This window comes from Lysobacter sp. F6437 (assembly GCF_052547215.1).
This window is the reverse complement of the sequence record NZ_JBQWRB010000001.1, coordinates 796,667-821,270: the sequence shown is the minus strand read 5'-3', so window position 1 is coordinate 821,270 and position 24,604 is coordinate 796,667. Positions and strand designations below refer to the sequence as shown.

Genomic DNA, 24,604 nt, shown 5'->3' with positions numbered 1-24,604 from the left:
GTCCGCAATCCCTGCCGGTGACCTGTGCTGTTACGCTTGATGCTCCAGTCAAGGGATTCGTTTTCATGCGGTGTTCGCGCCTGTTGCCCGCTGCCGTGCTGCTCGTTTTCCTGGCCGTGGGGCCGGCAGTCGCCGCGTCGCCCTGCAACGGCGGCATCGTGTTCGAGGACGATGATCACGACGGCGCGCGCGATCCCGGCGAGCCCGGCATCGCGGACGTCAAGGTCTCCGACGGCGTCCGCATCGTCACTACCGATGCGGAAGGACGCTACACGTTACCGGTCGTCGATGGCCGCAGCATCTTCATGATCAAGCCGCCTGGCTACGAGGCCGGGCGCAGGAACAACGGACTCCCGGACTACTGGCGCAACATCCGCACGATGCCCGGGCCGGACTTGGAATACGGCGGCATTCCGGTGCAACCGGTGTTGTGCAAGGACTTCCCGCTGGCCAGGATCGATCGGGTCAATATCCTCCGTGACGAGAGCCGGTTGCGGGTCGCGGTGTTCGCAGACCCACAGGTCAAGTCGATGGTCGACGTGGGCTATTACAAGCGCGACATCGTCGGCTCGGTATTGGTCGACCAGGTATTGCAGGAAGGCGTCATGTCGGCTGACGGAACGGTGGAGCGCCATATCTCGGAAGGCGCACCGGCGGACCTCGGGCTGACATTGGGCGACGTCGTGAATGACGACCTCTCGCTGTATCCGGCGCTGAACGAGGTGACCGCGAGTCTAGAGACGTCGTGGCTGCATGCACCGGGCAACCATGACCTGGACTTCGATGCCGGCAAAGATGCCGACTCGCTGCTGACGTTCCGCAACACCTATGGCCCCGACACGTTCGCATGGGAAGAGCGGCAGGCGAGCTTCGTCGTGCTCGACGACGTGGTCTATAGGCCTGGCCAGCAACCGGCCTACACCGGCGGCCTGCGTGACGACCAGTTCGGTTTCCTCGAAGCCTACCTGCCGACGCTGCCGAAAGACCGGCTGCTGGTGGTCGCGGTGCATATTCCGTTTTTCGAACCGGACGGCCGCGACGCCTTCCGCGATGCCGACCGCGAGCGGCTGTTCGCGTTGCTCGACGACTTTCCGCACGTCCTGCTGCTCAGCGCCCACAGTCATACCCAGCAGCATGTATTCCACGGCGCCGAAACCGGCTGGCATGGCGCGCGACCGTTGCACGAATACAACGTCGGCGCGGCGTGCGGCGCATTCTGGTCGGGCGTGAAGGGCGCCGACGGCATTCCCGACACGACCATGGCCGACGGCACCCCGAATGGCTACGCCACGCTGGTCGTGGGCGCCCAAGGCGAGTACGAGTTGGCCTGGCATCCGGCGGGACTGCCCGACGACGACGCGATCTGGCCACCGCCATCGCGACAGGACGACGATCCTTCGGTCACCCAGGCGATGGCCCTGCACGCGCCCAAGGTGTTGCGCCGCGGCGCGTACCCGGCGGCCGGCGTGTACGCCAATGTGTTCATGGGCATGGAGGACACCCGCGTCGAATACCGCATCGACGACGGTGAATGGAAACCCATGCGCCGCACCGCGCGCCCCGATCCGCGCTTGCTCGCTGAAAACGTTCGCGATGATGCCGCCACGACCCTGCGTGGCTATGACCGTGCTCCTGAAGCGGAGCCCTCGACGCACCTTTGGCGCGGCGCCCTGCCCACGGATCTGGACGTTGGCGAGCATCGGATCGAAGTGCGTGCGTTCGACCGCTGGCAAGGCGAGCAACGGGCCTCGGCGGTCTATCGGCTCGCCGACGCCGAGGCGTAGCCAACGGCCCGATGCGACCGGGTGCTCAGCTGCCGACAGAGATATCCGCGAACGATTCGACCCGGCGATGGCCGTTGGCGGCGTCGCCGGTGCGCGGCTGCGGATAGTCGGATAGACGGTCGACCAGCACGGTGTCGAATCCCGCCTCGCGTGCGGCGTCGAGTTCCTCGACCACGTCGGACAGGAACATGATCTCGCCCGCCGGAATATCGGTCGATTCCGCGATCCGGCGATAGCTGCCGGCCTCGCGCTTGCCCCCCACCTCGGTGTCGAACCAGCCATTGAACAGCGCGGTCAGGTCGCCAGCATCGCTGTGGCCGAAGAACAGCCGCTGCGCCGGCACGCTGCCGGAGGAGTACACGTACAGCGGCATCCCGGCATCGTGCCACTCACGCAGAGCGGGTGCCGCGTCCGGGTAGATGTGGGCGGTGAAGTCGGCGCTGTCGTAGCCAGCCGCCCAGATCATGCCCTGCAGGGCCTTCAGCGCGGTGTGCTTGCGGTCCTGGTCGATCCAGCCCTGCAGCACCTCGACGATCATCTCGTCGCGGCACATACCACCGTTCTCGGCCGCGACCGCATCCAGCCACTTGCGCACCGGTGGTTCGTTGCCATGCGCGCGGACAAAGCCGGGCAGGGCGCGTCGCGCATACGGGAACAGCACGTCCTTGACGAACGAGATGCTGCTGGTGGTGCCTTCGATGTCGGTGAGGATGGCGCGGGTCATTGGTGCGAGGGCTCGTAGCGCGGGAAGTGCTGGGCGATGTCGGTACCGGTGAAGTGGCCGACCCAGCCGTCGGGCTCGGTGAAGAAGCGGATCGCGACGAAGCTCGGCTCCGGACCCATGTCGAACCAGTGGGTGGTGCCGTCGGGCACCGCGACCAGGTCGCCCTGTTCGCACAGGATCTCGTAGACCCGGTCGCCCACGTGCAGGGTGAACAGGCCCGAGCCCGCGACGAAGAAGCGGACCTCGTCCTCCTTGTGGAAATGCTCGTCGAGGAACTTCGCGCGCATCTCTTCGCGATTGGGATTGTCCGGCGCGATGCTGACCACGTCGACGCTCTTGAATCCGCGTTCGGCGACCAGCCGGTCGATGTCGTCGCGGTACGCGGCGAGGATCGTTTCGGGACTGTCGCCCGGCGCAACGGGCGCACTGGCCTCCCATTGCTCGAACCCGACGCCGATCGTCGCCAGCTCGGCAGCCATCGCGGCATGGTCGCGGGTGGACAACAGCGCGGCCCCCGGCTCGCTGTCGGCAAAGATCCGCAGGCGGCTCACTGGTGCAGTCTCCTCAGTTCCAGTTCGCAACCGAGCAGGAACTCGAATGCTTCCAGATGGCGTCGCGCTTCGGCCATGTCGCGGCCCCAGGTGTACAGGCCGTGGCCGTCGATCAGGTAGCCCCACATGCATTGCTGGTCGAGCAGGGCATCGACCTGCGCTGCGAGCGTGTGCATGTCCTGGCTGTTGGGCAGCACCGGCAGCTCGATCGTGGTCTCGTGGGTGGTGTTGCCGGTGAAGGCCTTGAGCAGCTCGTATCCCTCGAGATGCACGTGGCCGGTGCCGGAATACAGCCGCGATGCGACGGTCTGGTTCATCGAGTGCGTGTGCAGCACGCAGCCGATCTCGGCGAAACGCTTGTACAGCTGGGTGTGCAGCAGCGTCTCGGCCGATGGTCGCTGGTCGGTTGCGACCGGCTGGCCGTCGAGGTCTACCACCATGATGTCGGCTTCGGTCAGGCGACCCTTGTCGCCGCCCGACACGGTGATCGCGACATGGCGGTCATCCAGCCGCAGCGAGAAATTGCTGCTGGTCGCAGGGGTCCAGCCGGCGGCGGCCAGTTCGCGCACGTTGACGATGATCTCGCCGGCGCGTTGCTTCAGTTGTTGCGGGTCGTAGGGCAGGGACGGGCTCATGCCGCGAGTTTAGCAACGCGGCGAGTGTCTGGAACGGTCCGGGCCTGCCAACTGCAGGCTGCACGCGTTCAGCCTGCCTGGGCGGCGTCCTTGCGACCGAGCAGCCGGAACAGCACCCAGGCCACCAGCATCGCAGCGACCAGGCCGAGCAACATCTCGACGGAGGTCGAGCCCAGCAGCAGGGCGCAGGCGACCAGGGCCCCGATTCCGAGCAGGCGGTCGCTGGTACTCGCGCGGCGCTCGCGGGTGCCGACCACCAGGCTCAGGCCGGCGGCGGCGTACGCGAGCACCACCAGGTTGACCACGATGCCGATGATCGTCCCGAACTGTCCGGACACGTTGGGCGACAGGGTCAGGACCGCGATGACGCTCATCGCCGACGCCACGATCAGCAGGCCCCAGCCAGCCGCGCCGCGCCGGTTGAGGCGACCGAACACCCCGGGCAGGAACCCGCGCTGGGCCGCCTGCGCGCCGGTTTCGCCGGTCACCAGCATCCAGCCACCGAGGGTGCCGGTCGCCTTGAGCGCCGCGGCGGCGGCGATCGCGATTGCCGCCCACGGGCCGAAGATCTCGGCGGCGACCAACGCGAACGGCGCGCTGGATGCGGCCAGTTCCTGCGCGGGCACGATGCCCATCACCAGTACCGAGGAAACGATGTAGACGATACCGGCGATGAGCACGCCACCCAGCGTCGCGATCGGCACGTCGCGGTCCGGGTCGCGCACCAGTCCGGCGATCATCGCCCCGGTTTCCAGCCCGACGAAGGCCCAGAAAATCGCGCCCAGCGAACCGAACACCACCGAACCGTCGGATTCGCCCGAGACGTTCCACGCCGCATCGTAGATGTCGGGGTCGAAGTGGCCCCAGCCGAACAGCAACACCACCGCCACCGGCAACAACCCGAATACCACGCAGAACGACTGGAACTTCGCGACCGGTTTCGGGCCCAGCAGGTTGACTGCGAACATCAGCCAGATAAGCGCGATCTGGCCGCCGACCTGCACCATCGGATTGCCGCCATCCAGCGGCAGCAACATGACCAGGTAGCCGAATGCCGCCACTGCGATCGCGTTGTTGCCGATCCAGGACGACACCCAGTACAGCGAGGAAGCCAGGAAGCTCGCATCACGCCCCAGCGATGGCCGCACGTAATCGTCGGCCGACTGCAGGTTCGGATAATGGCGGGCCAGCCGCGCAAACGCCCCGCCCAGCATCAGCGCAAGCGCGGTGCCGATCACCCAGCTGAAGACAGTGACCGCGCCGGAAGTGGCGAGGCTGGCCGGCAACAGGAAGAATCCCGAGCCGATCATGTTGTTGGCCACCACGAAGGTGGCCAGCACCGGGCCGATCTTGCGTGAACTCATTGGGGTGGATTACCCGTTGCGCAGCTTGCTGTGGCGGTAGCCATAGAGCCCGTAGATCAGCGCGCCGATGATGATCCAGCCCACCAGCAGGTGCCAGTGTTCGGCGAACGGCAGCGAGAACAGGTACAGGCAGGCGACGAATCCGAGCGGGCAGATCACGATCGCCAGCGGCACCCGGAACGGGCGCGGGAGGTCGGGCTTGGTGAAGCGCAGGACCAGCACGCCGGCGCAGACCGTGGCGAACGCCAGCAGGGTGCCCATCGACACGATGTCGCCCAGCAGCCCCAGCGGCATCAGGCCGGCCAGCGCCGCGGCGATGATGCCGACGATGACGGTGCCGATGTACGGGGTGTGGTACTTGCGGTGGACCTTGCCGAACAGCTTGGGCATCAGGCCGTCGCGCGACATGCTGTAGAAGATGCGCGGCTGCGCCATCAGCATCACCAGGATCACCGACGACAGGCCGGCGATCGCGGCGAGCTCGACCAGGGTCTGCAACCAGCCCAGGCTCGGGTAGTTGTTGAGCGCGGTCGATACCGGCTCGGGCGTGCCGAGCAGGCGGAAGTCCATCATTCCGGTCAGCACCGCGCACATCACGATGTACAGCACGGTGCAGACCGCCAGCGAGCCGAGGATGCCGATCGGCATGTCCTTCTGCGGATTTTTCGCCTCGCCGGCCGCGGTGGATACCGCGTCGAAGCCGATGTAGGCGAAGAACACCACCGACGCCGCGCGCAGCACGCCGGCCACGCCGTAGGTGTTGCCACCCTCGCTCGGCGGGATGAACGGCTCCCAGTTCGCCGGGTCGATGTACTGGATGCCGAAGGCGATGAACAGCACGATCACCGAGACCTTGATCGCGACGATGATCGAGTTGACGAACGCCGATTGGGTGATGCCGACATAGCCGACCGCACTGACCGCGGCGATGATCAGCACCGCTGGCAGGTTCACGATGCCGCCGGTGTGGGAGAACGTGCCGTTGTCGTAGGCGAACGGCGCACTGGCCAATGCCGTCGGCAGCGCCAGGTCGAAATTGCTGAGGAACGCGTTGAGGTAGCCCGACCAGCCCACCGCCACCGTCGAGGACGCGAACAGGTACTCGAGCACCAGGCACCAGCCGATGAACCAGGCCACGCCTTCACCCAGGGTGGCGTAGGAGTACGAATACGCGCTGCCCGAGACTGGCAGCATCGCCGCGAACTCGGCATAGCACAGGCCGGCGAAGGCACAGGCGATGCCGGCGAGGATGAAGCTGAGCATCACCGCCGGGCCGGCGTATTCCGCCGCGGCCTGGCCGGTCAGCACGAAGATGCCGGCGCCGATCACCGCACCGATGCCGAGCATGATCAGCTGGGTGCCGGTGAGGGTGCGCTGGAGTGTGGGTTCGCCCTCCAGGCTGCCCTCGAACGGCTCGCCCGCATCGACGTGTCCCGCCGGTGCGATCGGCTTGGTGGCTAACAGGTTCTTGAGCATCCGGATCCCCAATTGAGTTGGCGGCGAGCGGCAGCTGGCCGTGTACGGTGCGTGAAGCAACGCCCGACAATACCCCAGCGGAGAAACGAGCGGCAAGCGCCATAACGGGGGTCACAATCGCGTGGTGGTGCGCGGATAATCCCGGCTTCCGCCCGAAACCGAACGTACCTTTACGTATGTATGCAGGCCTGGATTCCGCTGGCAGCTTCGTGAACGGGGCACTGATCGACTATCGACGCCGGTGGCCCGGCGAGGCCGATGTCATCGCGTTGTTCGAGCAATTGCTGGCGACGCAGGACGACGGCCCGGACAGCAATCCGTTCCTGCGCGAACGCCTCGCGGGGCACCTGACCGGGTCGAGCTGGCTGGTCGATCGCTCCGGGCACCGGGTGCTGCTTACCCACCACCGCAAGCTTGATCGCTGGTTGCAACTGGGCGGCCACGCCGACGGCGATATCGATCTCGCGCGGGTTGCGTTGCGCGAAGCGGAAGAGGAGTCCGGGCTCGACGGACTCACGCTGGAGGGCGGATTGTTCGATCTCGACCGCCACTGGATCCCCGAACGCGGCGACGTGCCCGGGCATTGGCACTACGACGCGCGCTACGTGGTGCGCACCGGCGCCAACGAGGATTTCGTGGTCAGCCCCGAGTCGCTCGACTTGGCCTGGCGCGACATCGATGCGATCGCCGCCGATCCCGATGCCGACCCGTCGCTGCGCCGGATGGCGCTCAAGTGGTTGCAGCGGACGTAGTGGCTCAGACCAGGCTTCGCGTCCGCAGGGTCCCGGGAATCGCCGCCAGTTGCTCCTTCAACTGCGCCGCCTGCGCATCGTCCGCGGTGACGTCGATCACCACGTAACCCACCTCGGGGTGGGTGCGCAGGAACTGACCGTCGATGTTGACCCCGGCCTGCGAGAAGATCTCGTTGACCCGCGACAGCACGCCCGGCACGTTGCGGTGGATATGCAGCAGGCGCAGGCTGCCCTCGTGCCCGGGCAGGGTGACCTCGGGGAAGTTGACCGCCGACAGGGTCGAGCCGTTGTCGCTGTAGCGCACCAGCTTGGCGGCGACCTCCAGCCCGATGTTGTCCTGCGCCTCCAGCGTGCTGCCGCCGATGTGCGGGGTCAGGATCACGTTGTCGAGGCCCACCAGCGGCGACTCGAACAGGTCGCCATTGGCCTTGGGCTCGACCGGGAACACGTCCACCGCCGAACCGCCGAGCTGCCCCGACTGCAATGCCTGGGCGAGTGCGTCGATGTCGACGACCTTACCGCGCGAGGCGTTGATCAGATGCGCGCCGCGACGCATCGCCGCGATCTGCGCGGCGCCGATCATGTCGCGCGTGGCCGGGGTTTCCGGCACATGCAGGGTCACCACGTCGCTGCGTGCCAGCAGGTCGTCCAGCCCCGCGGCGGCGCGCGCGTTGCCGAGCGACAGCTTGGCCTCGATGTCGTGGAACAGCACCTGCATCCCCAGCGCCTCGGCGATCAGCCCGACCTGGGTGCCGATGTGGCCGTAGCCGACGATTCCAATCGTCTTGCCACGGACCTCGTGGCTGCCCGTGGCGGATTTCGACCAGCCCCCCCGATGGCATTGCGCGCTCTTCTGCGGGATCCCGCGCATCAGCATGATCGCCTCGGCGACCACCAGCTCCGCGACGCTGCGGGTGTTGGAGTAGGGCGCGTTGAACACCGGGATGCCGAGCCGTTCTGCGGCATCGAGGTCGACCTGGCTGGTGCCGATGCAGAAGCAACCGATCGCTATCAGCCGCCGGGCCTCGGCCAGCACGTCCGCGGTGAGCTGGGTGCGCGAGCGAATACCGATGATGTGGGCGGTGGCGATCTGGCGCCGCAGTTCGTCCTCCGGCAGCGACTTGTCGTGGATCTCGATCTGCGAGTAACCGGCCTCGCGGAACGCATCGACCGCGTTCTGGCTGACGCCTTCCAGCAGCAGCACGCGGATGTCGCTCTTGGGGTAGGACGTCTTCTTGGTCACGGCAGGCGGTCGTAAGCGAGGCAACTAGGAAGCACGAATATCGCAGAAATCCCTGCGGTTTGCTGCGGCGCACCACTGGACGTGCGGCCTGCAGCGCTGGCACGCTCGCACTTCCTCCCGCGACGGCCAGACGATGAACGATCCGCGCTTCGATGCCCTGCTGGCCGCCGCCCCGGGACTGCGGCTCAAGACCGAGCCATCCGACCTGGAGCATTACGGTCGCGACTGGACGCGGCGCTGGATCCCGGCGCCGCTGTCCATCGCCCTGCCGGGCAGCATCGGCGAGGTGCAGGCGCTGGTGCGCTGGGCCAACGACGAAGGCATCGCCATCGTGCCGTCCGGTGGGCGCACCGGTTTGTCCGGCGGCGCGGTCGCGGCCAACGGCGAGCTGGTGGTGAGCCTGGAGCGCATGAATCGCGTACTCGATTTCGATCCGGTCGATCGCAGCCTCACGGTGCAGGCCGGCATCGCGTTGCAGACGGTGCAGGACGCGGCGCGCGAACATGGCTTGCAGTACCCGGTCGACTTCGCCGCGCGCGGGTCCTGCACGATCGGCGGCAACATCGCGACCAACGCCGGCGGCATCCGGGTGATCCGCCATGGCAACACCCGCGCGTGGATCGCCGGACTGACCGTCGTCACCGGCGCGGGCGACCTGCTGGAACTCAATCGTGGCCTGCTGAAGAATTCCAGCGGCTACGACCTGCGCCACCTGATGATCGGCTCGGAGGGCACCCTCGGGATCGTGGTCGAGGCGATCCTGCGGCTGGCCGACCCCGCGCCGCCGACCAACGTGATGCTGCTCGCGTTGCCGTCGTTCGAGGTGTTGATGCAGGTGTTCGCCGCCTTCCGCGAGAGGCTGCAACTGCAAGCGTTCGAGTTCTTCACCGACCGTGCGTTGCGGCATGTCCTCGCGCACGGGGCGCAGGCACCGTTCGCCGAAATCCATCCGTACTATGTCGTCGCCGAGTTCGCCGCGGGTGATCCGGGTGGGGATGCGGCCGCGCTGGAGGCGTTCGAGCATTGCCTCGGGGCCGGCCTGGTCAGCGACGGGGTGATCAGCCAGAGCGACGCGCAGGCCGCGCAACTGTGGCGCCTGCGCGAAGGCATCACCGAGAGCCTGGCGCCCCACACGCCCTACAAGAACGACGTCTCCGTGCGGGTGTCGGCGATGCCGGCGTTCCTGGCCGAGGCGCAGGCGCTGCTTGCGCGCGAATACCCGCAGTTCGAGGTGGTGTGGTTCGGCCACGTCGGCGACGGCAACCTGCATATCAACGTGCTCAAGCCGGAGGGGTACGACGCCGCCGGCTTCGTCGACCAGTGCGAATCGGTGACCCGGCTGCTGTCGGACACGCTGGCGCGCCACGGCGGCAGCATTTCGGCCGAGCACGGCATCGGACTGGTCAAGAAGGCCTGCCTCGAGGGCACCCGCAGCGCGGCCGAGATCGCGATCATGCGCGGGATAGCCCGTGTACTCGATCCCCACGGCATCATGAATCCGGGCAAGTTGCTGGATCGATAGCCTCCGCGACTGAACCGTTTCCGTCAGTGCGTCGCATTTGCGCGGCCCGGACATGCGATTGACGCCCGACGACGGTAGGCTGTGCCGGCTGATCCCTCCCGGCGCACGACTGTGCTTCCACCAGTGACAGGACCCATCCGATGAGACACCCCCACCAGCCCGCGATCCGCCTGCTCACCGCCACGCTGCTGCTCGGCCTCTCGATGACCACCCCGGCATCGACCTTCTACACGATCTCCGATTCGTTGAGCGGGTCGGTCAAAGCCATTTCCGATGGCACCTCCGGCACCAGCGGCTCGTTCAGCAGCGACAAGATCGTCCTCGCCGCGCGCGATGACGCCGCAAGCTACGTCGCAAGCGCCGGCGCGATCCGCGGGGTGCACCTGGAGGCCGCCTTCCTACATATCCGCGAGCTGCTGCCCGCCGCCCGCCAGGCCAGCGATGACGAACTGGCGCAGGCGATCCTCGCCATCTGACGCCGTGGCGTCGTGAAACCCGGCCGCTGGCACAGGGGCCTTGGCTGGCCGGGAGCCGCACTGGTGCTGTCCGGTGCGCTGCTGCTGGCCGGGTTGCCGGTCCATGCCTCGCCGCAGCAGGCTACGCCGCCGCAATCCAGCGGACCACCGCCTGGAGATCCATCGGCAGGGCTGCGGCTCCGGCTCGACACGCAGGGATTGGCCCCCGCGCAGGTCGACGCCAGCCAGCGGCTGCTCGACGACGCGCTGGCGCGGTTGCCGCCTCAATTCATGAACCAACTGGATCGGGCGGTGCCGGTCCGCTGGAGCGACGCGCTTCCGCATGCGTCCTACGGCCGCGCCGAACGGACCGACCTGTTGCTCAACCGCCGCCTGCTGCCGGCGCTAACCGATGGCAGTGCCGCCACGCTGCGCAGTGACCGCCCGCACCGCAGCCAGCGCCGCGAATTGCTGGCGACGGTGCTGCACGAGCTGACCCATTTCCTCGACCGGGAACAGCGCCTGTCCGACGACCCGCGACTGCTCGACCTCGCCGGCTGGCAGGTCAAGGTGCATCGCCGGTCGCGGCTGGCGGACAATCGCTTCGTCGACCGCAGCCCCGACCCCTACGAGCTCACCGATCCGGAGGAGTTCGTCGCGGTCAACATGGAGTACTTCCTGCTCGACCCGGCCTACGCCTGCCGCCGGCCCGCGTTGCATCGCTGGTTCAGCGCGTACTTCGACTGGTCGCCGCCGCAGGATGACTGCGCCGCCGGCTACCCGTTCCTCGATACCTCGGACGATCCCGACGCAAAGGTCGTGGGCATCCTCGACCCCGAGCGGGTCTACCAGGTCGACTACCTGCTGGCCGAAGGCAATGACCAACTGATGAGCCGCTGGGGCCACGGGATGCTGCGGCTGGTGGTGTGCGCACCCGGACGTCCGCGCGGTCCGGACTGCCGGCTCGACCTGCAGCACCACCTGGTGCTGTCGTTCCGTGCGTTCGTCGACGACGTGCAGCTGTCCAGCTGGCGCGGGCTGACCGGCTCCTATCCGTCGCGGCTGTTCGTGCTGCCGCTGTCGCAGGTGGTCGAGGAGTACACCAAGGACCAGTTGCGCGGCCTGCGTTCGGTGCCGTTGCGACTGGAGCGCGACGAGGTCGCCGGCCTGCTCGAGCGCGCCGCGAAACTGCACTGGAGTTACGACGGGCGCTACTACTTCCTGACCAACAATTGCGCGGTGGAGACCTTCAAGTTGCTGCACGACGGCGTGCCGCGGCTGGTTGCTGAGCGGCTCGACAGCATCACCCCGACAGGATTGATGAGGCAGTTACGCGAGCAGGGCATCGCCGACACCGCGGTGCTCGACGACCGGCGCGAGGCGCTGCGGCTGGGCTACCGGTTCGATTCGCTACGCGAGCGTTTCCAGGCGATGTACGACGTGGCACGTGGCGAGCTGGCGTTGCCACCGGCCTCCGTCGAGGGCTGGTTGGATGCGTCTCCCGATGCTCGCCGGCCCTGGCTGCGCGACGCAGGCCTGCGAGCCAGTGCTGCGTTATTGCTGCTGGAGCAGGCCGCCTACCGGCGCGAAGTCCTGCTGGCGCGCGAGGACCTCAAGCGGCGCTATCTCGACCGCACTACGGACGACCCCCGTTTCGCCGATGCCGATGAGCAATTGCAGCAGGTCCTGGAGCAGAGCGGCTTCCTGAGTCGCCCGGCCGAATTGCTGGACGGGCAGGCCGGTTATGGCCTGCCGCAGCACGGAGAACTGCAATGGCTGGCCGCCGAAGGCGCACGCCGGCGCGTGGGTCTACAGCGTCTCGGCGAACAGCTCACCGCCGAGGTGCGCGAATTGCTCGATCCGGCTGCGCGCGCACGGCTGGACGGCGCCCAGGCCAACGTCACGTTGCTGGGCGACCGCCTGCGCGCCCTGCACGAGGCAGGCGACGGATTGCGCCTGCCGTGATCGTCAGTCGGCGCGGCCGGCGAACTCGCCGGTGAGCGTGCTCACCAGCACCCGCTCGCCATTGCCGATGTACTCCGGGACCATGATCTCCAGCCCGGTCGACAAGCGCGCCGGCTTCGGCCGCTTGGTCGCGGTGCCGCCCTTGAGCTCCGGCGGGGTCTCGACCACCTCGATCGCGACGCTGGCGGGAAGCTGCAGCGCCACCGGCTGGTCATCGATGATCTGCACGTAGCAACCGGTCAGCTCGTCGACGATGTAGCCGGCGTCGTCACCGACCACGTCGGCATCGAGCGTGTACGGGGTGTAGTCCTCGTCGTCGAGGAACACGAACGCATCGCCGTCCTTGTACGAGTAGGTCGCCTGGCGGCGGCTCAGCTCGACTTCCTTCAGTTCGTCGTCGCCACCGAGGCTGAGGTCGAACTTGTTGCCGCCCGGCACCGAGTACAGGGTGAAACGGAACTTGACGTTGCCGCCACGGCCCTGCGGCGAGCTGCGCTCGATGCCGCGCACCTGGTAGACGGTGTTGTTGTACTCGACCACGTTGCCTTTCTTGACGTCGAAAGCTTTCATGCGATTTCCGGGGTTGGGGATGCGGCTTGTGTAGGAGCGGCTTCAGCCGCGATCGGGAGTCGGCGCGGGCGAACGATTTCAGATCGCGGCTGAAGCCGCTCCTACAACGGCATTTGCAGAGTGGGATGAATTACTTCGGGGCCAGGCGGGTCGCGCCATCCAGGCGGATGGTCTCGCCGTTGAGATACGTGTTGCCAAGGATGTACGCGACAAGGTCGGCGAACTCCTCCGGCTGGCCAAGCCGCGACGGGAACGGGATCGTCGCCGCCAGCGACTGCTGCACGCTCTCCGGCATGCCGTCGACCATCGGGGTCCAGAACACGCCGGGGGCAATCGTCATCACGCGGATGCCGAAGCGCGCCAGTTCGCGCGCCATCGGCAGGGTCATGCCGACCACGCCGCCCTTCGACGCCGAGTACGCAGCCTGGCCGATCTGGCCCTCGTAGGCGGCGACCGAAGCGGTGCTGACGATCACGCCGCGCTCGCCGTCGACGCCTGCCTCGTTGTGCTGCATGACCTCGGCGGCGGCCTTGGCGACGTTGAAACTGCCGACCAGGTTGACCATCACCGTGGACTGGAACTGCGACAACGGCATCGAGCCCTCGCGGCCCAGTACACGACCGGCGCCGAGGATGCCGGCACAGTTGACCGCCACGTTCAGGCCACCAAGGAACTCGCGTGCGGCGGCGACGTTGGCCGCGACCAGCGCCTCGTCGGACACGTCGGTCTTGTAGAAACGCGCCTTGCCATCGCCCAGCTCGGCGACCGCGGCAGCGCCCTTGTCGTCGTTGACATCGAACAGCGCGACCTTGCCGCCGTGCTTGACCAGGTGCCGGGCGACCGCGAGGCCGAGGCCGGAAACGCCACCGGTGACGATGGCGCGGGTATCGGAAAGTTGCATGGGGAATTCCTGCGGGCGGAAACCCGCGATTCTAAGCGACCGGCTGGACCGGCGTGGGTCCGCGGCCGTCGACTCCCTACGTGGCGCGGCCCCGGATCATCGCGGACGGCAGGTACCGGTGTTGCATCTCGGCCGGCGTCAGCCCGGGAGAGAACAGGAATCCCTGGCCGATGCCGACCCCCAGCCCGACCAGGAAATCCCGCTGGGCGACGGTTTCGATCCCCTCCGCGACCAACCCCAGCCCAAGGCTGCGGGCGATCCCGGTGATGGCCTGGCAGACCGCGACGTCCGACGCGTTGCCCGGCACGCCCTGCACGAACAGCTGGCTCAGCTTGAGCCCGTGGATCGGCAGCCGGCGCAGGTAATTGAGCGCGCTGTAGCCCTCGCCGAAGTCGTCGATCGACAGCACCACGCCGAGCTCGCGCAACGCGGCGAACGTGCGCAGCGTGTCGGGTTCGTCCTCGATCAGCACCCGCTCGGTGAACTCCAGTTCCAGTGCGCTGCCGGGCAAGCCGGACTCGGCGAGCGCGACACGCACGTGCTCGGCGAGGTTTTCGCCAAGGAACTGCCGATAGGAGACGTTGACCGCGACCCGTTCCAGCGGCAGCCCGCGCTCGCGCCAGTCGCGCAACTGGCGGCAGGCTTCGGTGAGCACCCAGTCGCCGATCCCGACGATGTCGCCCGTGGTCTCGGCATGGCCGATGAACTGTCCCGGCGCCATCTCGCCCAGCGCGCGGTTGCGCCAGCGCACCAGCGCCTCGGCGGCGACCAGACGCCCGCTGGAGAGCTCGATCTGCGGCTGATAGACCAGGTGCAACTCGTCGTTGCTGACGGCGCGGCGCAGCTGGGTCTCCAACTGCAGCCGTTCGTTCTGCTGCGCCGCCAGTTCCGCGGTGAAGACCTGCCAGCTGTTGCGGCCGCGGCGCTTGCTGTCGTACATCGCGACGTCGGCGCTCTGGATCAGCTGCTGCGAGCGGGTGCTGTCGTCGGGCGCCTGGGCGATGCCGATGCTGGCGGTGATCGCGAATTCCTCGCCGTCGAGCCGGAAGCTGTCGCCGAAGATGTCGAGGATGGCGTCGGCCAATCGCGGCGGGCGCGCGGGGTCGTCGTCCGTCGCGCAGACCACCAGGAACTCGTCGCCGCCGAACCGTCCGATCACGCCTTCGGTGCCGACCGCGTGCTGGATCCGCCGCGATGCCGACGCCAGCAGGCGGTCGCCCGCGGCGTGGCCCAGCACGTCGTTGACGATCTTGAACCGGTCCAGGTCGATGTACAGCACCGCCAGCCGGGCCTGCGCGGGGTCGGCCAGGCGGCGCTCGATCTCGAAACGCATCGCGTCACGGTTCAACAGGCCGGTCAGCGGGTCGGTCCGGGCCTGGGTCCGCAGGGTTTCCTCGGCCTGCATGCGTTCGGTGACGTCCTGCAAGGTGCCGGTCAGGCGCGCATGGAGCGGGCCGCCGGCCTCGGCCTCGCCGATCACCCGCGCCCAGAACGGCCGGCCATCGCCGCGGACGCCGCGCAACTCCAGTTCGATCGCCTTGCCGGTCGCCATCGCGTGGTCGAGGGCAAGACGGAAGCGGTCGCGGTCGTTGTCGACGAAGCAGTCCAGCAGCCCGTCGATGGTGTCCGGGGGGCGGGTCCGGCCGATGATCCGGCGAGCCTCGGCGGTCAGGTAGACCTGGTCCTGGCCGGTGTCCCATTCCCATCCACCGATGTGCGCCAGGGCCTGGGCACGCTCGAACATCGCGCTGTCGCGCTTGAGGTCGGTGATGTCGCTGAACATCGACAGCACCTGGTGTGGCCGGTCCGCGCCCGCGGCGAACTGCGGGACCGAACCCACCGACAACCAGCTCAGCTGGCGCAGCCGCTGGTTGAAGAACCCGATTACCCGCGGCCCGACCGGCTTGCCCGTGCGCAGCGCCTCGCTCGATGGCAGCGCGTCCTCGGTGAGGATGCGGCCGTCCTCCCCCACCAGCAGCCAGTGCCCATCGCGGATCAGGTCTTCGAAACCCTGGCGGTGCTGCGAGTCCATCAGCCGCATCGCAGCGGCGTTGGCATAGACGGTGCGGCCGTTGGCGTCGCGCACCACGACGCCCTTGTCGACCATTTCGGTCAGCACGCGGAACCGGGCCTCGGCATCGATCCGGGCGCTGAGGTCGCGCGCGACCGCGACCAGGCTGCGCTGCCCGTCGTACTCGAAATTGGCCGAATGCACCTCCACCGGGAACCGGCTGCCGTCGGCGCGCATGTTGGTGACCTGGATCACGTAGCTCTCGCCGCGCAGCAAGGCATCGTGCACCGGGCCCATGTGGCCGGAGGGCAGGTCGGGATTCAACAGCTCGATCGGTCGGCCGACGATGTCCTCGCGCGGTCGCTGGTAGGCGGCGATGCCGGCCTTGTTGAGGTCGAGCACGGTGCCGTCCCAGGCGATGATGCTGACCGGGTCGGGGACGGCATCGAACAGCGCCTGGTAGCGCTGGTGCGCGGATGCTTCGTCGCGCAGGGCCAGGCGCAGTGCATCGCGTGCCTGTTGCAGCAGGGCCGCCTGTTCCGGTGGCAGGGCGTCGTCGCTGCAGGCCCGGTCGAGCGCCGCCAGCGTCGCCGCCGCATCCACCTCGTCGAGGGGCAGGGGCGGGCGCTGGTCGGGCGGCTCGGCTTTCATCTACACGGCCAGGGCCTTGCCGACCTTGCTGCCGGTCTCGCGTCCCAACAGTGACGCGAGCCAGCGACCGGTATCGGCGAGGCGATCGAGGTCGATGCCGGTCTCGATGCCGAGCCCGTGAAGCATGTACACAACATCCTCGCTGGCGACGTTGCCACTGGCGCCCTTCGCGTACGGACAGCCGCCGACGCCGGAGACCGCCGAGTCGACCACCGCCACGCCTTGCTCCAGGCAGGCGAGGATGTTCGACAGCGCCTGCCCGTAGGTGTCGTGGAAGTGCACCGCCAGCGCGGGCATCGGCACCTCGGCGGCGACCGCCTTCAGCATCGCGCGCGCCTTGCCGGGTGTGCCGACGCCGATGGTGTCGCCCAGTGAAATCTCGTAACAGCCCATTGCATGCAGTTCACGTGCAACCCGGACCACATCGGCCAGCGGCACCTCGCCCTGGTACGGGCAGCCGAGCACGGTTGAGACGTAGCCGCGCACCCGCACACCGTCGGCCTTCGCCCGTGCCAGCACCGGCGCGAAGCGGGCCAGCGACTCGTCGATCGAGGCGTTGATGTTCTTGCGGTTGAACGCTTCGGAGGCGGCGGTAAACACCGCGATCTCCTCGACCCCGACCTCGCGCGCGCGCTCGTAGCCCTTCTCGTTGGGCACCAATACCGGGTAATGCACGTCGGGGTGGCGCGCGATGCCGGCAAATACCTCGGCGGCGTCGGCCAGCTGCGGCACCCACTTCGGACTGACGAAACTGGTCGCCTCGATGCTTTGCAGGCCGGTGGCCGAGAGCCGGTCGATCAGTTCGATCTTGTCGGCGGTGTCGACCAGGGTCTTCTCGTTCTGCAGCCCGTCGCGCGGGCCGACTTCGACGATGCGGACGTGGGATGTCATGGCAGCTTGTCCAGTTGCAGGGCCGCGGCGTAGGGGCGGTACATCGCCTCGGCCTGGTCGTGGTTCAGGACCGGGTCGGTGCATTCGATGGTCAGTGCGTAGCGGTCATTGATGACCGCCAGCAGCGGATCGCTGCCCGGTTCCTCCTGGCTGGCGGGCACCGGGATGGCATAGGTGTCGCCGTTGGCGAGCTGGCCGACCACGGGCAGGGTGGACGGACCGCCACGCATGTCCAGCAGTACCGGTTCGTTGAGAATCCCCTCCCGGGACTTCACCAGAACTTCGACGTTGAACTTCGAGAAGTTCAGCATCAGCGACTTGCCATGGTCGAATGCGCCGACGGCACCCACGGCCGCGGCGCCGTCGGGTGTTTCAAAACGCGTGTCGGAGATATCGATGGTGCAGTGGTCGCCGTCGCCGGTCTCGGGGTCCTCCTGGCCATAGCGCGCACTCACCTCGGCGACGCCGCATTCCTTCCACAGCAGGGGCCTGGAGCCGATCACCTCGGCAGACGGCAGCGCGGCGGCGAATGGAATCCGGTCGCAGGCGTCGCCGATGTCCGCCTCCACTTCGGGGGTGGCGGCGGGATTGCAGGCCGCCAGCATCGATCCGGACAGCAGGACGGCAATGGCACGGGCGAACCGGTTCATTGCGCACCCTCCAGCGCCACCAGCACCGCATCGGCTTCGACGAAGTCACCGGCGGCCGCGCGGACCCCGGCGATGGTGCCGGCGCGTGGCGCCTTGAGGCTGAGCTCCATCTTCATCGCCTCGATCACCATCACCTCCTGGCCGGCTTCGACCGCGTCGCCTGCCGCGGCGCGAACCACCACCACGCGGCCCGGCATCGGCGCGACGACATTGTCGGCCCCGGCCCCGGCCGCGCCTTCCTCGTGACGGTACATCGCCAGCGGTTGCAGGCGCAGGCGGTGCTCGCCATCGTGGACCAGCACGTTGCGTTCGCGGTCGAGCACGGTGAAACCGCGGGCGCGGGCATCAATCCGCAGGCTCAGGTGGCCCTCGTGCAGGCGCGCGCCGCTGATCTGGTAGGTACCGCCGTCGTGGCCGGTGTCGGCCAGTTCCACCTGGTAGTCGCCATTGCTGCCGCGCGCATGCACCTCGATGCGCTGGTCGCGATGGCCGAAGGCGAGGCTGCGGCGGCTGCCGTGACCGAGCCGCCAGCCGTCCGCGATCGCCCACGGCGAGGTCGGGTCGCCCGAGTTGCCGGCGCGGGCACGGGTGTCGTGTTCCTGCGCCAGCAGCCGGGTCACGGTGGCGGCCAGCAGCAGGTCGGTGTCGATGTCGTTGCCTGCATCCGGCACGAACTGGTCGAGGTGGCGGTCGAGGTAGCCGGTGTCGATGCTGGCGTCGACCACCGCCGGGTGCCGGACCAGCCGTTCGAGGAACTCGATGTTCGACTTCGGCCCGGTGACCTCGCATTGCGCCAGCGCGGAACGCAGGCGGGCTAGGGCGCGCGGGCGGTCGATGTCGTGGACGATCAGCTTAGCGATCATCGGGTCGTAGAAGATCGTCACGGTGTCGCCTTCGACCACGCCCGAGTCGATCCGCACGTGCTCGGTGGGGGTCGGCAGGCGCAGGCGTTCGAGCTTGCCGGAGCCGGGCAGGAAGCCGGCCTCGGGATCTTCCGCGTACAACCGCACTTCGATCGCGTGGCCGTCGCTGCGGATCTGCTCCTGCGCCAGCGGCAGGGGATCACCGGCGGCAACCTGCAACTGCCACGCGACCAGGTCGAGCCCGGTCACGCATTCGGTTACGGGGTGTTCGACCTGCAGCCGGGTATTGATCTCCATGAAATAGAACTGGCCGTCCTGGCCGACGATGAACTCGACCGTGCCGGCATTGACGTAATCGATCGCGCGCGCGGCCTGCACCGCGGCGGCGCCCATCGCCTCGCGCATTTCCGGGGTGAGGAAATGCGACGGCGATTCCTCCAGCACCTTCTGGTAGCGCCGCTGCGCCGAGCACTCGCGCTCGTTGAGGTGGATCGCGTTGCCGTGCGTATCGCCGAACACCTGGATCTCGATATGGCGGGGCTTCTCGACGTAGCGCTCCAGCAATACCCGGTCGCGGCCGAAGGCGTTCTTCGCCTCGCGTTGGCACGACTCCAGGTTGGCCAGGAACTCGCCGCTGTCGCGCACGATCCGCATGCCTTTGCCACCGCCGCCGTGCGCGGCCTTGATCATCAGCGGGTAGCCGACCTTGTCGGCCGCGGCGTGCAGGTGCGCGGGGTCCTGCTCCGCGCCGGTGTAGCCCGGCACCACCGGCACGCCGGCGGCCTGCATCAGTTCCTTGGCGCCGGCCTTCGAGCCCATCTTGCGCATCGACGCGGCTTTCGGGCCGATGAAGGCGATCCCGGCGGCTTCCACCGCGTCGGCGAAGTCGGCGTTCTCCGACAGGAAACCGTAGCCGGGGTGGATCGCCTGCGCGCCGGTCTGGCACGCGACCTCGATGATCGCGTCTCCGCGCAGGTAGCTGTCGGCCGGCTGCGGGCCGCCGATGCAGTGCGCCTCGTCGGCCTGGCGCACGTGCTGGGCGCCGGCGTCGGCCTCGGAATACACCGCGACGGTGCGGATGCCCAGCTCGCGGCAGGTGCGGATGACCCGGCAGGCGATCTCGCCGCGGTTGGCAATCAGGATCTTTTCGAACACGTGGTCACTTCCTTTTGTTCAGCCGCACCAGGCGGGCTTGCGCTTGTCGAGGAACGCGGACAGGCCTTCCTGGCCTTCCGGCGACACCCGCAGGCGCGCGATCAGGGCGGCGTTGTCGGCGTCGTGGCGGGCACCGTCGCTGTGGGAGGAAACTTGCCGGACCAGCGACTTGGCCTGCGCCGAGGCCAGCGGGCCGGCCTTCAGCAACAGGTCGACCTGGCGCTGCACCGCGGTGTCGAGCGCGGTCGGGTGGGCCACGTCGTGCAGCAGGCCCATCGCGCAGGCCTGCTCGGCGTCGAAGATCTCCGCCGAGGCGAACCAGCGGCGCGCCTGGCGGGCGCCGATCGCCTCGATCACGTATGGCGAGATCACCGCCGGCAGCAGGCCGAGCCTGCTTTCGGTCAGGCCGAACTTGGCCTCCCGCGAGCCGATCGCGATGTCGCAGCAGGCCACCAGTCCGACGCCGCCACCGAAGGCGGCGCCGTGGACCTTGGCAATCGTCGGCTTCGGCAATTCGTTCAGTGCCCGCATCAGGCGGGCGAGGGCCAGCGAGTCGATGCGGTTCTCGTCCTCGCTGGCGGCGGCCATGCTGCGCATCCAGTTGAGGTCGGCGCCGGCCGAGAACGAGGCGCCTTCGCCCTCGAGCACGACCACCCGGACTTCGGGGTCGCGACCGACCGCCTCCAGCGCGCCGGTCAGGGCCGCGATCAACTCGGCGTCGAAGGCGTTGTGCACCTGCGGGCGGTTCATGCGCAGGCGGGCGACCGGGCCCTCGCGCAGGTTCAGCAATGGATGGCTCATGGCGGCGTCCGGTTCCTTGGCTGCCCCAATGATAGACGCTGGCGCATCGGCCATTTCCGGCATACGCCCGCCGCCATTGGCGATGATAGAATGAGAACAATTCCCATTTGTACGGACGTTGCCTTGAAGCTGACGGAACTGCCGCGGCGCACCGCGGCCACGGTCGAGACGGTCGAGGACCTGTCGCCGAACGACGCCATTGCACGCCGCCTGCGTGAACTGGGCTTCGTCAGCGGCGAGCGGGTCGAGGTGATGGCGGCCGGCCCGTTCTCGGCCGAGCCGCTGCTGGTGCAGATCGGTTTCACCCGGTTCGCGCTGCGCCGGGCCGAGGCCGCGCGCGTTCGGGTGAGTTGCGAAGTGGAGCAGGCCGCATGAGCAGCGCCGACAGCCTCCGCCTTGCCTTGGTCGGCAGCCCGAATTGCGGCAAGACCGCGTTGTTCAACCTGCTGACCGGCAGCCGCCAGAAGGTCGCCAACTACGCCGGCGTCACCGTCGAGCGCAAGGAAGGGCGGTTCAACGCACCGTCCGGCCGCAACTACGCGGTGCTGGACCTGCCGGGCGCCTACAGCCTCGATGCCGCCAGCCTCGACGAGGCGGTGACCCGCGACCTGTGCCGCGGTTTCTACCCGGGCGAGCCGGCGCCGGACGTGATCGTCTGCGTGGTCGACGCGACCAACCTGCGCCTGCACCTGCGCTTCGCGCTGGAAGTGCGCGAGCTCGGCAAGCCGATGGTGCTGGCGGTCAACATGATGGACGCGGCCAAGCGCCGCGGCATCGAGGTCGACCTGGCCGCGCTGGAGCGCGAACTGGGCGTGCCGGTGGTGCCGACGGTGGCGATCCGCCGCGACGGCGCCGAGGCGCTGGTGGCGAAGCTGGACGGTGTCGCCGGGAGTATCCACGAACCGCGCGAGCACCTGTCCGCCGCGGCCATGGTCGACCCCGACGCATTGCACGCCGAGACCCGCCGCCTGCTGTCGCTGGCGGTGACGATGCCGCGCCGCACCGCCGCGATCGACGACACCCTCGACCGCTGGCTGCTCAATCCCGCCATCGGCCTGCTGTCGCTGGCGGTGGTGATGTTCCTGATCTTCCAGGCGGTCTACGCCTGGGCGACGCCGATCATGGACATGATCGACGCTGGCACGGTTGCACTCGGCGAGTTCGTCGGCGCGACCCTGCCCGAAGGCCCGCTCAACAGCCTGCTGGTCGACGGCATCATCGCCGGGCTTGGCGGGGTGATCATCTTCCTGCCACAGATCCTGATCCTGTTCGCCTTCATCATCGCGCTGGAGGAGTCGGGTTACCTGCCGCGCGCGGCGTTCCTGCTCGATCGCATGATGTCGAAGGCCGGTCTTTCGGGCCGTTCGTTCATCCCGCTGCTGTCGAGTTTCGCCTGTGCGATCCCGGGGATCATGGCGACCCGCTCGATCCAGGACCCGCGTGATCGTTTGGCGACGATCCTGGTGGCGCCGCTGATGACCTGCTCGGCGCGGCTGCCGGTGTACGCGTTGCTGATCGGCGCGTTCATCCCGCAGCAGCAGGTCGGCATCTTCAACCTGCAGGGGTTGGTGCTGTTCGGCCTGTACGTGGCCGGCATCCTCAGCGCGCTGGCGGTGTCGTGGGTGATGAAGAAGTGGCGCCGCGACAAGAGCGAGCATCCACTGATGCTGGAGCTGCCGTCGTACCGCATCCCGCACCCGCGCGACGTGCTGATCGGCCTGTGGGAGCGCGCCTGGATCTTCCTGCGCCGGGTCGGTGGCATCATCCTCGCGCTGACCATCTTGCTGTGGTTCCTGCTGTCGTTCCCGGCCGCGCCGGCCGATGCGGTGCAGCCGGCGATCGACTACAGCTTCGCCGGCCGGATCGGCCACGCGATGACCGCGATCTTCGCGCCGCTGGGTTTCAACTGGCAGATCTGCATCGCGCTGATCCCGGGCCTGGCCGCGCGCGAGGTGGCGGTGTCGTCGCTGGCGACGGTGTATGCGCTGTCGGCGGCCAATGACGATGCGGCGACCGCGGCGCTGACGCCGGTCATCTCCGACACCTGGTCGCTGGCAACCGCACTGTCGCTGCTGGTGTGGTTCATCTACGCGCCGATGTGCATCTCGACGCTGGCGACGATCAAGCGCGAGACCAACTCCTGGAAGCAGGTCGGCATCGCCACCGGCTACCTGTTCGGACTGGCCTACCTGGCGTCGCTGGTGACCTACCAGGTCGCGGTGTTGCTGGGAGCGGGATGATGGAAGCCGGTCTGCTGCTGCAGTACACGGTGATCGCGCTGGCGGTGGTGTTCAGCGCGGCCTATGTCGCGCGCCGGCAGTTCCCGGCCGCGGTGCGCAGGCTGCGGGTGCTGGTCGCGGTGCCGATGGTGCGCGAAGGAAAACCACGCTGGATGCAGCGGCTGGGTCGCGCGGTGGCGCCGCCGGTGCGGGGCGCCGATGGCAGCTGCGGAACCTGCGACGGCTGTGGGCCGGTCGATTGACCGGCGCGATGCCAATTGACCGGCGTGCCTGTTCGATGCCCTGCGCACCCCTGTAGGAGCGGCTTCAGCCGCGATCGGAAGTCGGCGCGCGCGACCGATTATCCGATCGCGGCTGAAGCCGCTCCTACAAAGGCTGGGAGGTCGCATCCAGGAAGCGGGAGCAACCCGTCCAACGGACGGAAAGTCGGCCTAGTGCTTGCGCCGGACCTTGTGCGCGGGCACTTCGGTCGCCTCCACCGCGAGGCTGAAGGTTCGCTCCTCGCCGGGGTGCAATGCGCCCACTCCGACCACCTGGCGATTGATCTCGCGGCCACGTCCATCGCGGATCGACAGCACCATCGAATACTCGAAGGCACCGTCGGCTGGCGCCGGGATGGTGCCCTCGACCTGCAGCGGCGAGAACTTCACCGCCGCAACCGCGTTGGCGTCGCTGTCGAAACGCAAATGACCGCGACACTGCGGACAGACGCTGGAGCTCTCCAGGATCGTCGTCTTGCAGTGCGGGCAGGTGCGGGTCGAACCCGGCGTGCCGGGGCGCGGGGCGGCGCTCATGCGGCGTCGTCGGTGCCCGTCTTGTTGCCGCCCGTGGTTTTGTCGGCGTGCTTGCCGGAGTGCTTGTCGCCCCACCCAAACTCGACCTGGCCGCGCATCCGCGAACCGGCGGCGACGGTCAGCGAACCTGCCTTGACGTCGCCGATCAGCGCGCCCGACTCCAGCACCTCGACCTTCTGCGCCGACTCGATGTTGCCTTCCAGCTCGCCGGCGATGGTGACCTTCTGCGCGCGGACGCCGCCGGTCAGCTTGGCGCCGGTCTCGATGGTCAGGTTGCCCTGCACGTTGACGTCGCCGTTGAACTTGCCGGCGATGCGGACATGGCCGGTGCCTTCGATCTTGCCCTCGATGGTCAGGTCGGCGGCGATCAGCGACTCCTTCAACTGCGCCTCGCTCGCGCGCTGCGGGGGCGACGAGGGTGTCGGTGACGCCGCGGGCGTGGTTGGGCTGATGTCGCGGATCGGGGTCGGATCGAACTGCGCGGCTTCGGGCGAAGGCGCCGGGGAGGGCGATGGAGAGGACTTGGACGGGGTGGTTTCTTTCCAGATGGCCATGATGGGTCCGGGATTCAGGGGAACCCCAAACTTACACCCGCTTCACGCGGCC

At 68.2% G+C, this 24,604-nt stretch carries 23 protein-coding genes; 8 read left to right on the top strand and 15 right to left on the bottom strand.

Annotated features, from left to right (window positions below):
• Positions 1–65: 65 nt before the first annotated feature.
• Positions 66–1,784: a calcineurin-like phosphoesterase C-terminal domain-containing protein gene (locus ACT9F5_RS03800; protein ID WP_445118600.1), complete on the top strand. Its 1,719-nt coding sequence runs from the start codon at positions 66–68 to the stop codon at positions 1,782–1,784.
• 25 nt (positions 1,785–1,809) lie between these two features.
• On the opposite strand, the gene mtnC is transcribed toward ACT9F5_RS03800, so the two are convergent.
• The 5 genes from mtnC to ACT9F5_RS03775 all read right to left on the bottom strand — a co-directional run bounded on the left by mtnC (position 1,810) and on the right by ACT9F5_RS03775 (position 6,534).
• Complete coding sequence (mtnC, locus tag ACT9F5_RS03795; protein WP_445118599.1) at positions 1,810–2,508, bottom strand: acireductone synthase; 699 nt, start codon at positions 2,506–2,508, stop codon at positions 1,810–1,812.
• Positions 2,505–3,059: a cupin domain-containing protein gene (locus tag ACT9F5_RS03790; protein WP_445118598.1), complete on the bottom strand. Its 555-nt coding sequence runs from the start codon at positions 3,057–3,059 to the stop codon at positions 2,505–2,507. Before ACT9F5_RS03790 ends, mtnC begins: the two co-directional genes overlap by 4 nt.
• Positions 3,056–3,694 carry a methylthioribulose 1-phosphate dehydratase gene (locus ACT9F5_RS03785; RefSeq protein WP_445118597.1) on the bottom strand — a complete coding sequence of 213 codons (639 nt, stop codon included), beginning with the start codon at positions 3,692–3,694 and terminating at the stop codon, positions 3,056–3,058. Before ACT9F5_RS03785 ends, ACT9F5_RS03790 begins: the two co-directional genes overlap by 4 nt.
• Before the next feature lie 68 nt (positions 3,695–3,762).
• Complete coding sequence (locus ACT9F5_RS03780) at positions 3,763–5,058, bottom strand: amino acid permease (protein WP_445118596.1); 1,296 nt, start codon at positions 5,056–5,058, stop codon at positions 3,763–3,765.
• Positions 5,059–5,067: 9 nt separating this feature from the next.
• The gene (locus ACT9F5_RS03775; RefSeq protein WP_445118595.1) at positions 5,068–6,534 is read right to left on the bottom strand and encodes an amino acid permease; all 1,467 of its coding nucleotides are present in this window, start codon (positions 6,532–6,534) and stop codon (positions 5,068–5,070) included.
• Positions 6,535–6,743: 209 nt separating this feature from the next.
• Between ACT9F5_RS03775 and ACT9F5_RS03770 the strand changes: the two genes are divergently transcribed.
• Positions 6,744–7,286: an NUDIX domain-containing protein gene (locus ACT9F5_RS03770; RefSeq protein ID WP_445118594.1), complete on the top strand. Its 543-nt coding sequence runs from the start codon at positions 6,744–6,746 to the stop codon at positions 7,284–7,286.
• Between the two features lie 4 nt (positions 7,287–7,290).
• Here the strand turns inward: ACT9F5_RS03770 and serA are convergent, their stop codons facing one another.
• Positions 7,291–8,553 (bottom strand): phosphoglycerate dehydrogenase, encoded by a 1,263-nt coding sequence (gene serA / locus ACT9F5_RS03765; protein ID WP_445118593.1) that lies wholly within the window; start codon positions 8,551–8,553, stop codon positions 7,291–7,293.
• 109 nt (positions 8,554–8,662) lie between these two features.
• Here serA and ACT9F5_RS03760 point away from each other — a divergent pair, with 109 nt between their 5' ends.
• The 3 genes from ACT9F5_RS03760 (at position 8,663) to ACT9F5_RS03750 (ending at position 12,471) form a co-directional block, all read left to right on the top strand.
• Entirely contained in the window at positions 8,663–10,051 is a 1,389-nt protein-coding gene (locus ACT9F5_RS03760; RefSeq protein ID WP_445118592.1) for an FAD-linked oxidase C-terminal domain-containing protein, read from the top strand.
• Between the two features lie 140 nt (positions 10,052–10,191).
• Positions 10,192–10,527, top strand: a complete 336-nt coding sequence (locus ACT9F5_RS03755) for a DUF2388 domain-containing protein (RefSeq protein ID WP_445118591.1) — start codon at positions 10,192–10,194, stop codon at positions 10,525–10,527.
• 63 nt (positions 10,528–10,590) lie between these two features.
• Positions 10,591–12,471 carry a zinc-dependent peptidase gene (locus ACT9F5_RS03750; RefSeq protein WP_445118590.1) on the top strand — a complete coding sequence of 627 codons (1,881 nt, stop codon included), beginning with the start codon at positions 10,591–10,593 and terminating at the stop codon, positions 12,469–12,471.
• Positions 12,472–12,474: 3 nt separating this feature from the next.
• On the opposite strand, the gene efpL is transcribed toward ACT9F5_RS03750, so the two are convergent.
• The 7 genes from efpL to ACT9F5_RS03715 form a co-directional block, all read right to left on the bottom strand.
• Positions 12,475–13,041, bottom strand: a complete 567-nt coding sequence (gene efpL, locus ACT9F5_RS03745; protein WP_445118589.1) for an elongation factor P-like protein EfpL — start codon at positions 13,039–13,041, stop codon at positions 12,475–12,477.
• Positions 13,042–13,171: 130 nt separating this feature from the next.
• Positions 13,172–13,942 carry an SDR family NAD(P)-dependent oxidoreductase gene (locus tag ACT9F5_RS03740; protein WP_445118588.1) on the bottom strand — a complete coding sequence of 257 codons (771 nt, stop codon included), beginning with the start codon at positions 13,940–13,942 and terminating at the stop codon, positions 13,172–13,174.
• A gap of 76 nt (positions 13,943–14,018) precedes the next feature.
• A complete protein-coding gene (locus tag ACT9F5_RS03735) occupies positions 14,019–16,604 on the bottom strand; it encodes an EAL domain-containing protein (RefSeq protein ID WP_445118587.1) in 2,586 nt (861 codons plus the stop codon).
• Positions 16,605–17,495, bottom strand: coding sequence for a hydroxymethylglutaryl-CoA lyase (locus ACT9F5_RS03730; RefSeq protein ID WP_445118586.1), 891 nt, complete (start codon positions 17,493–17,495; stop codon positions 16,605–16,607). It lies immediately after the preceding gene.
• Complete coding sequence (locus ACT9F5_RS03725; protein WP_445118585.1) at positions 17,492–18,145, bottom strand: hypothetical protein; 654 nt, start codon at positions 18,143–18,145, stop codon at positions 17,492–17,494. Before ACT9F5_RS03725 ends, ACT9F5_RS03730 begins: the two co-directional genes overlap by 4 nt.
• Positions 18,142–20,163: an acetyl-CoA carboxylase biotin carboxylase subunit gene (locus ACT9F5_RS03720; protein ID WP_445118584.1), complete on the bottom strand. Its 2,022-nt coding sequence runs from the start codon at positions 20,161–20,163 to the stop codon at positions 18,142–18,144. The genes ACT9F5_RS03725 and ACT9F5_RS03720 overlap by 4 nt, the downstream gene beginning before the upstream one ends.
• 18 nt (positions 20,164–20,181) lie before the next feature.
• Positions 20,182–20,964 carry an enoyl-CoA hydratase-related protein gene (locus ACT9F5_RS03715; RefSeq protein ID WP_445118583.1) on the bottom strand — a complete coding sequence of 261 codons (783 nt, stop codon included), beginning with the start codon at positions 20,962–20,964 and terminating at the stop codon, positions 20,182–20,184.
• Positions 20,965–21,087: 123 nt separating this feature from the next.
• Here ACT9F5_RS03715 and ACT9F5_RS03710 point away from each other — a divergent pair, with 123 nt between their 5' ends.
• From ACT9F5_RS03710 to ACT9F5_RS03700, 3 genes are read left to right on the top strand one after another with little or no spacing between them, the layout of a single operon-like run.
• Positions 21,088–21,339 (top strand): FeoA domain-containing protein, encoded by a 252-nt coding sequence (locus tag ACT9F5_RS03710; RefSeq protein WP_445118582.1) that lies wholly within the window; start codon positions 21,088–21,090, stop codon positions 21,337–21,339.
• Positions 21,336–23,204 (top strand): ferrous iron transport protein B, encoded by a 1,869-nt coding sequence (gene feoB, locus ACT9F5_RS03705; RefSeq protein ID WP_445118581.1) that lies wholly within the window; start codon positions 21,336–21,338, stop codon positions 23,202–23,204. Before ACT9F5_RS03710 ends, feoB begins: the two co-directional genes overlap by 4 nt.
• Positions 23,204–23,446, top strand: coding sequence for a DUF6587 family protein (locus ACT9F5_RS03700; RefSeq protein WP_445118580.1), 243 nt, complete (start codon positions 23,204–23,206; stop codon positions 23,444–23,446). Before feoB ends, ACT9F5_RS03700 begins: the two co-directional genes overlap by 1 nt.
• Before the next feature lie 189 nt (positions 23,447–23,635).
• Here the strand turns inward: ACT9F5_RS03700 and ACT9F5_RS03695 are convergent, their stop codons facing one another.
• Together ACT9F5_RS03695 and ACT9F5_RS03690 are read right to left on the bottom strand one after the other, a co-directional pair.
• The gene (locus tag ACT9F5_RS03695; protein ID WP_445118579.1) at positions 23,636–23,998 is read right to left on the bottom strand and encodes a hypothetical protein; all 363 of its coding nucleotides are present in this window, start codon (positions 23,996–23,998) and stop codon (positions 23,636–23,638) included.
• Positions 23,995–24,552 (bottom strand): polymer-forming cytoskeletal protein, encoded by a 558-nt coding sequence (locus ACT9F5_RS03690; RefSeq protein WP_445118578.1) that lies wholly within the window; start codon positions 24,550–24,552, stop codon positions 23,995–23,997. Before ACT9F5_RS03690 ends, ACT9F5_RS03695 begins: the two co-directional genes overlap by 4 nt.
• Between the last annotated feature and the right edge of the window lie 52 nt (positions 24,553–24,604).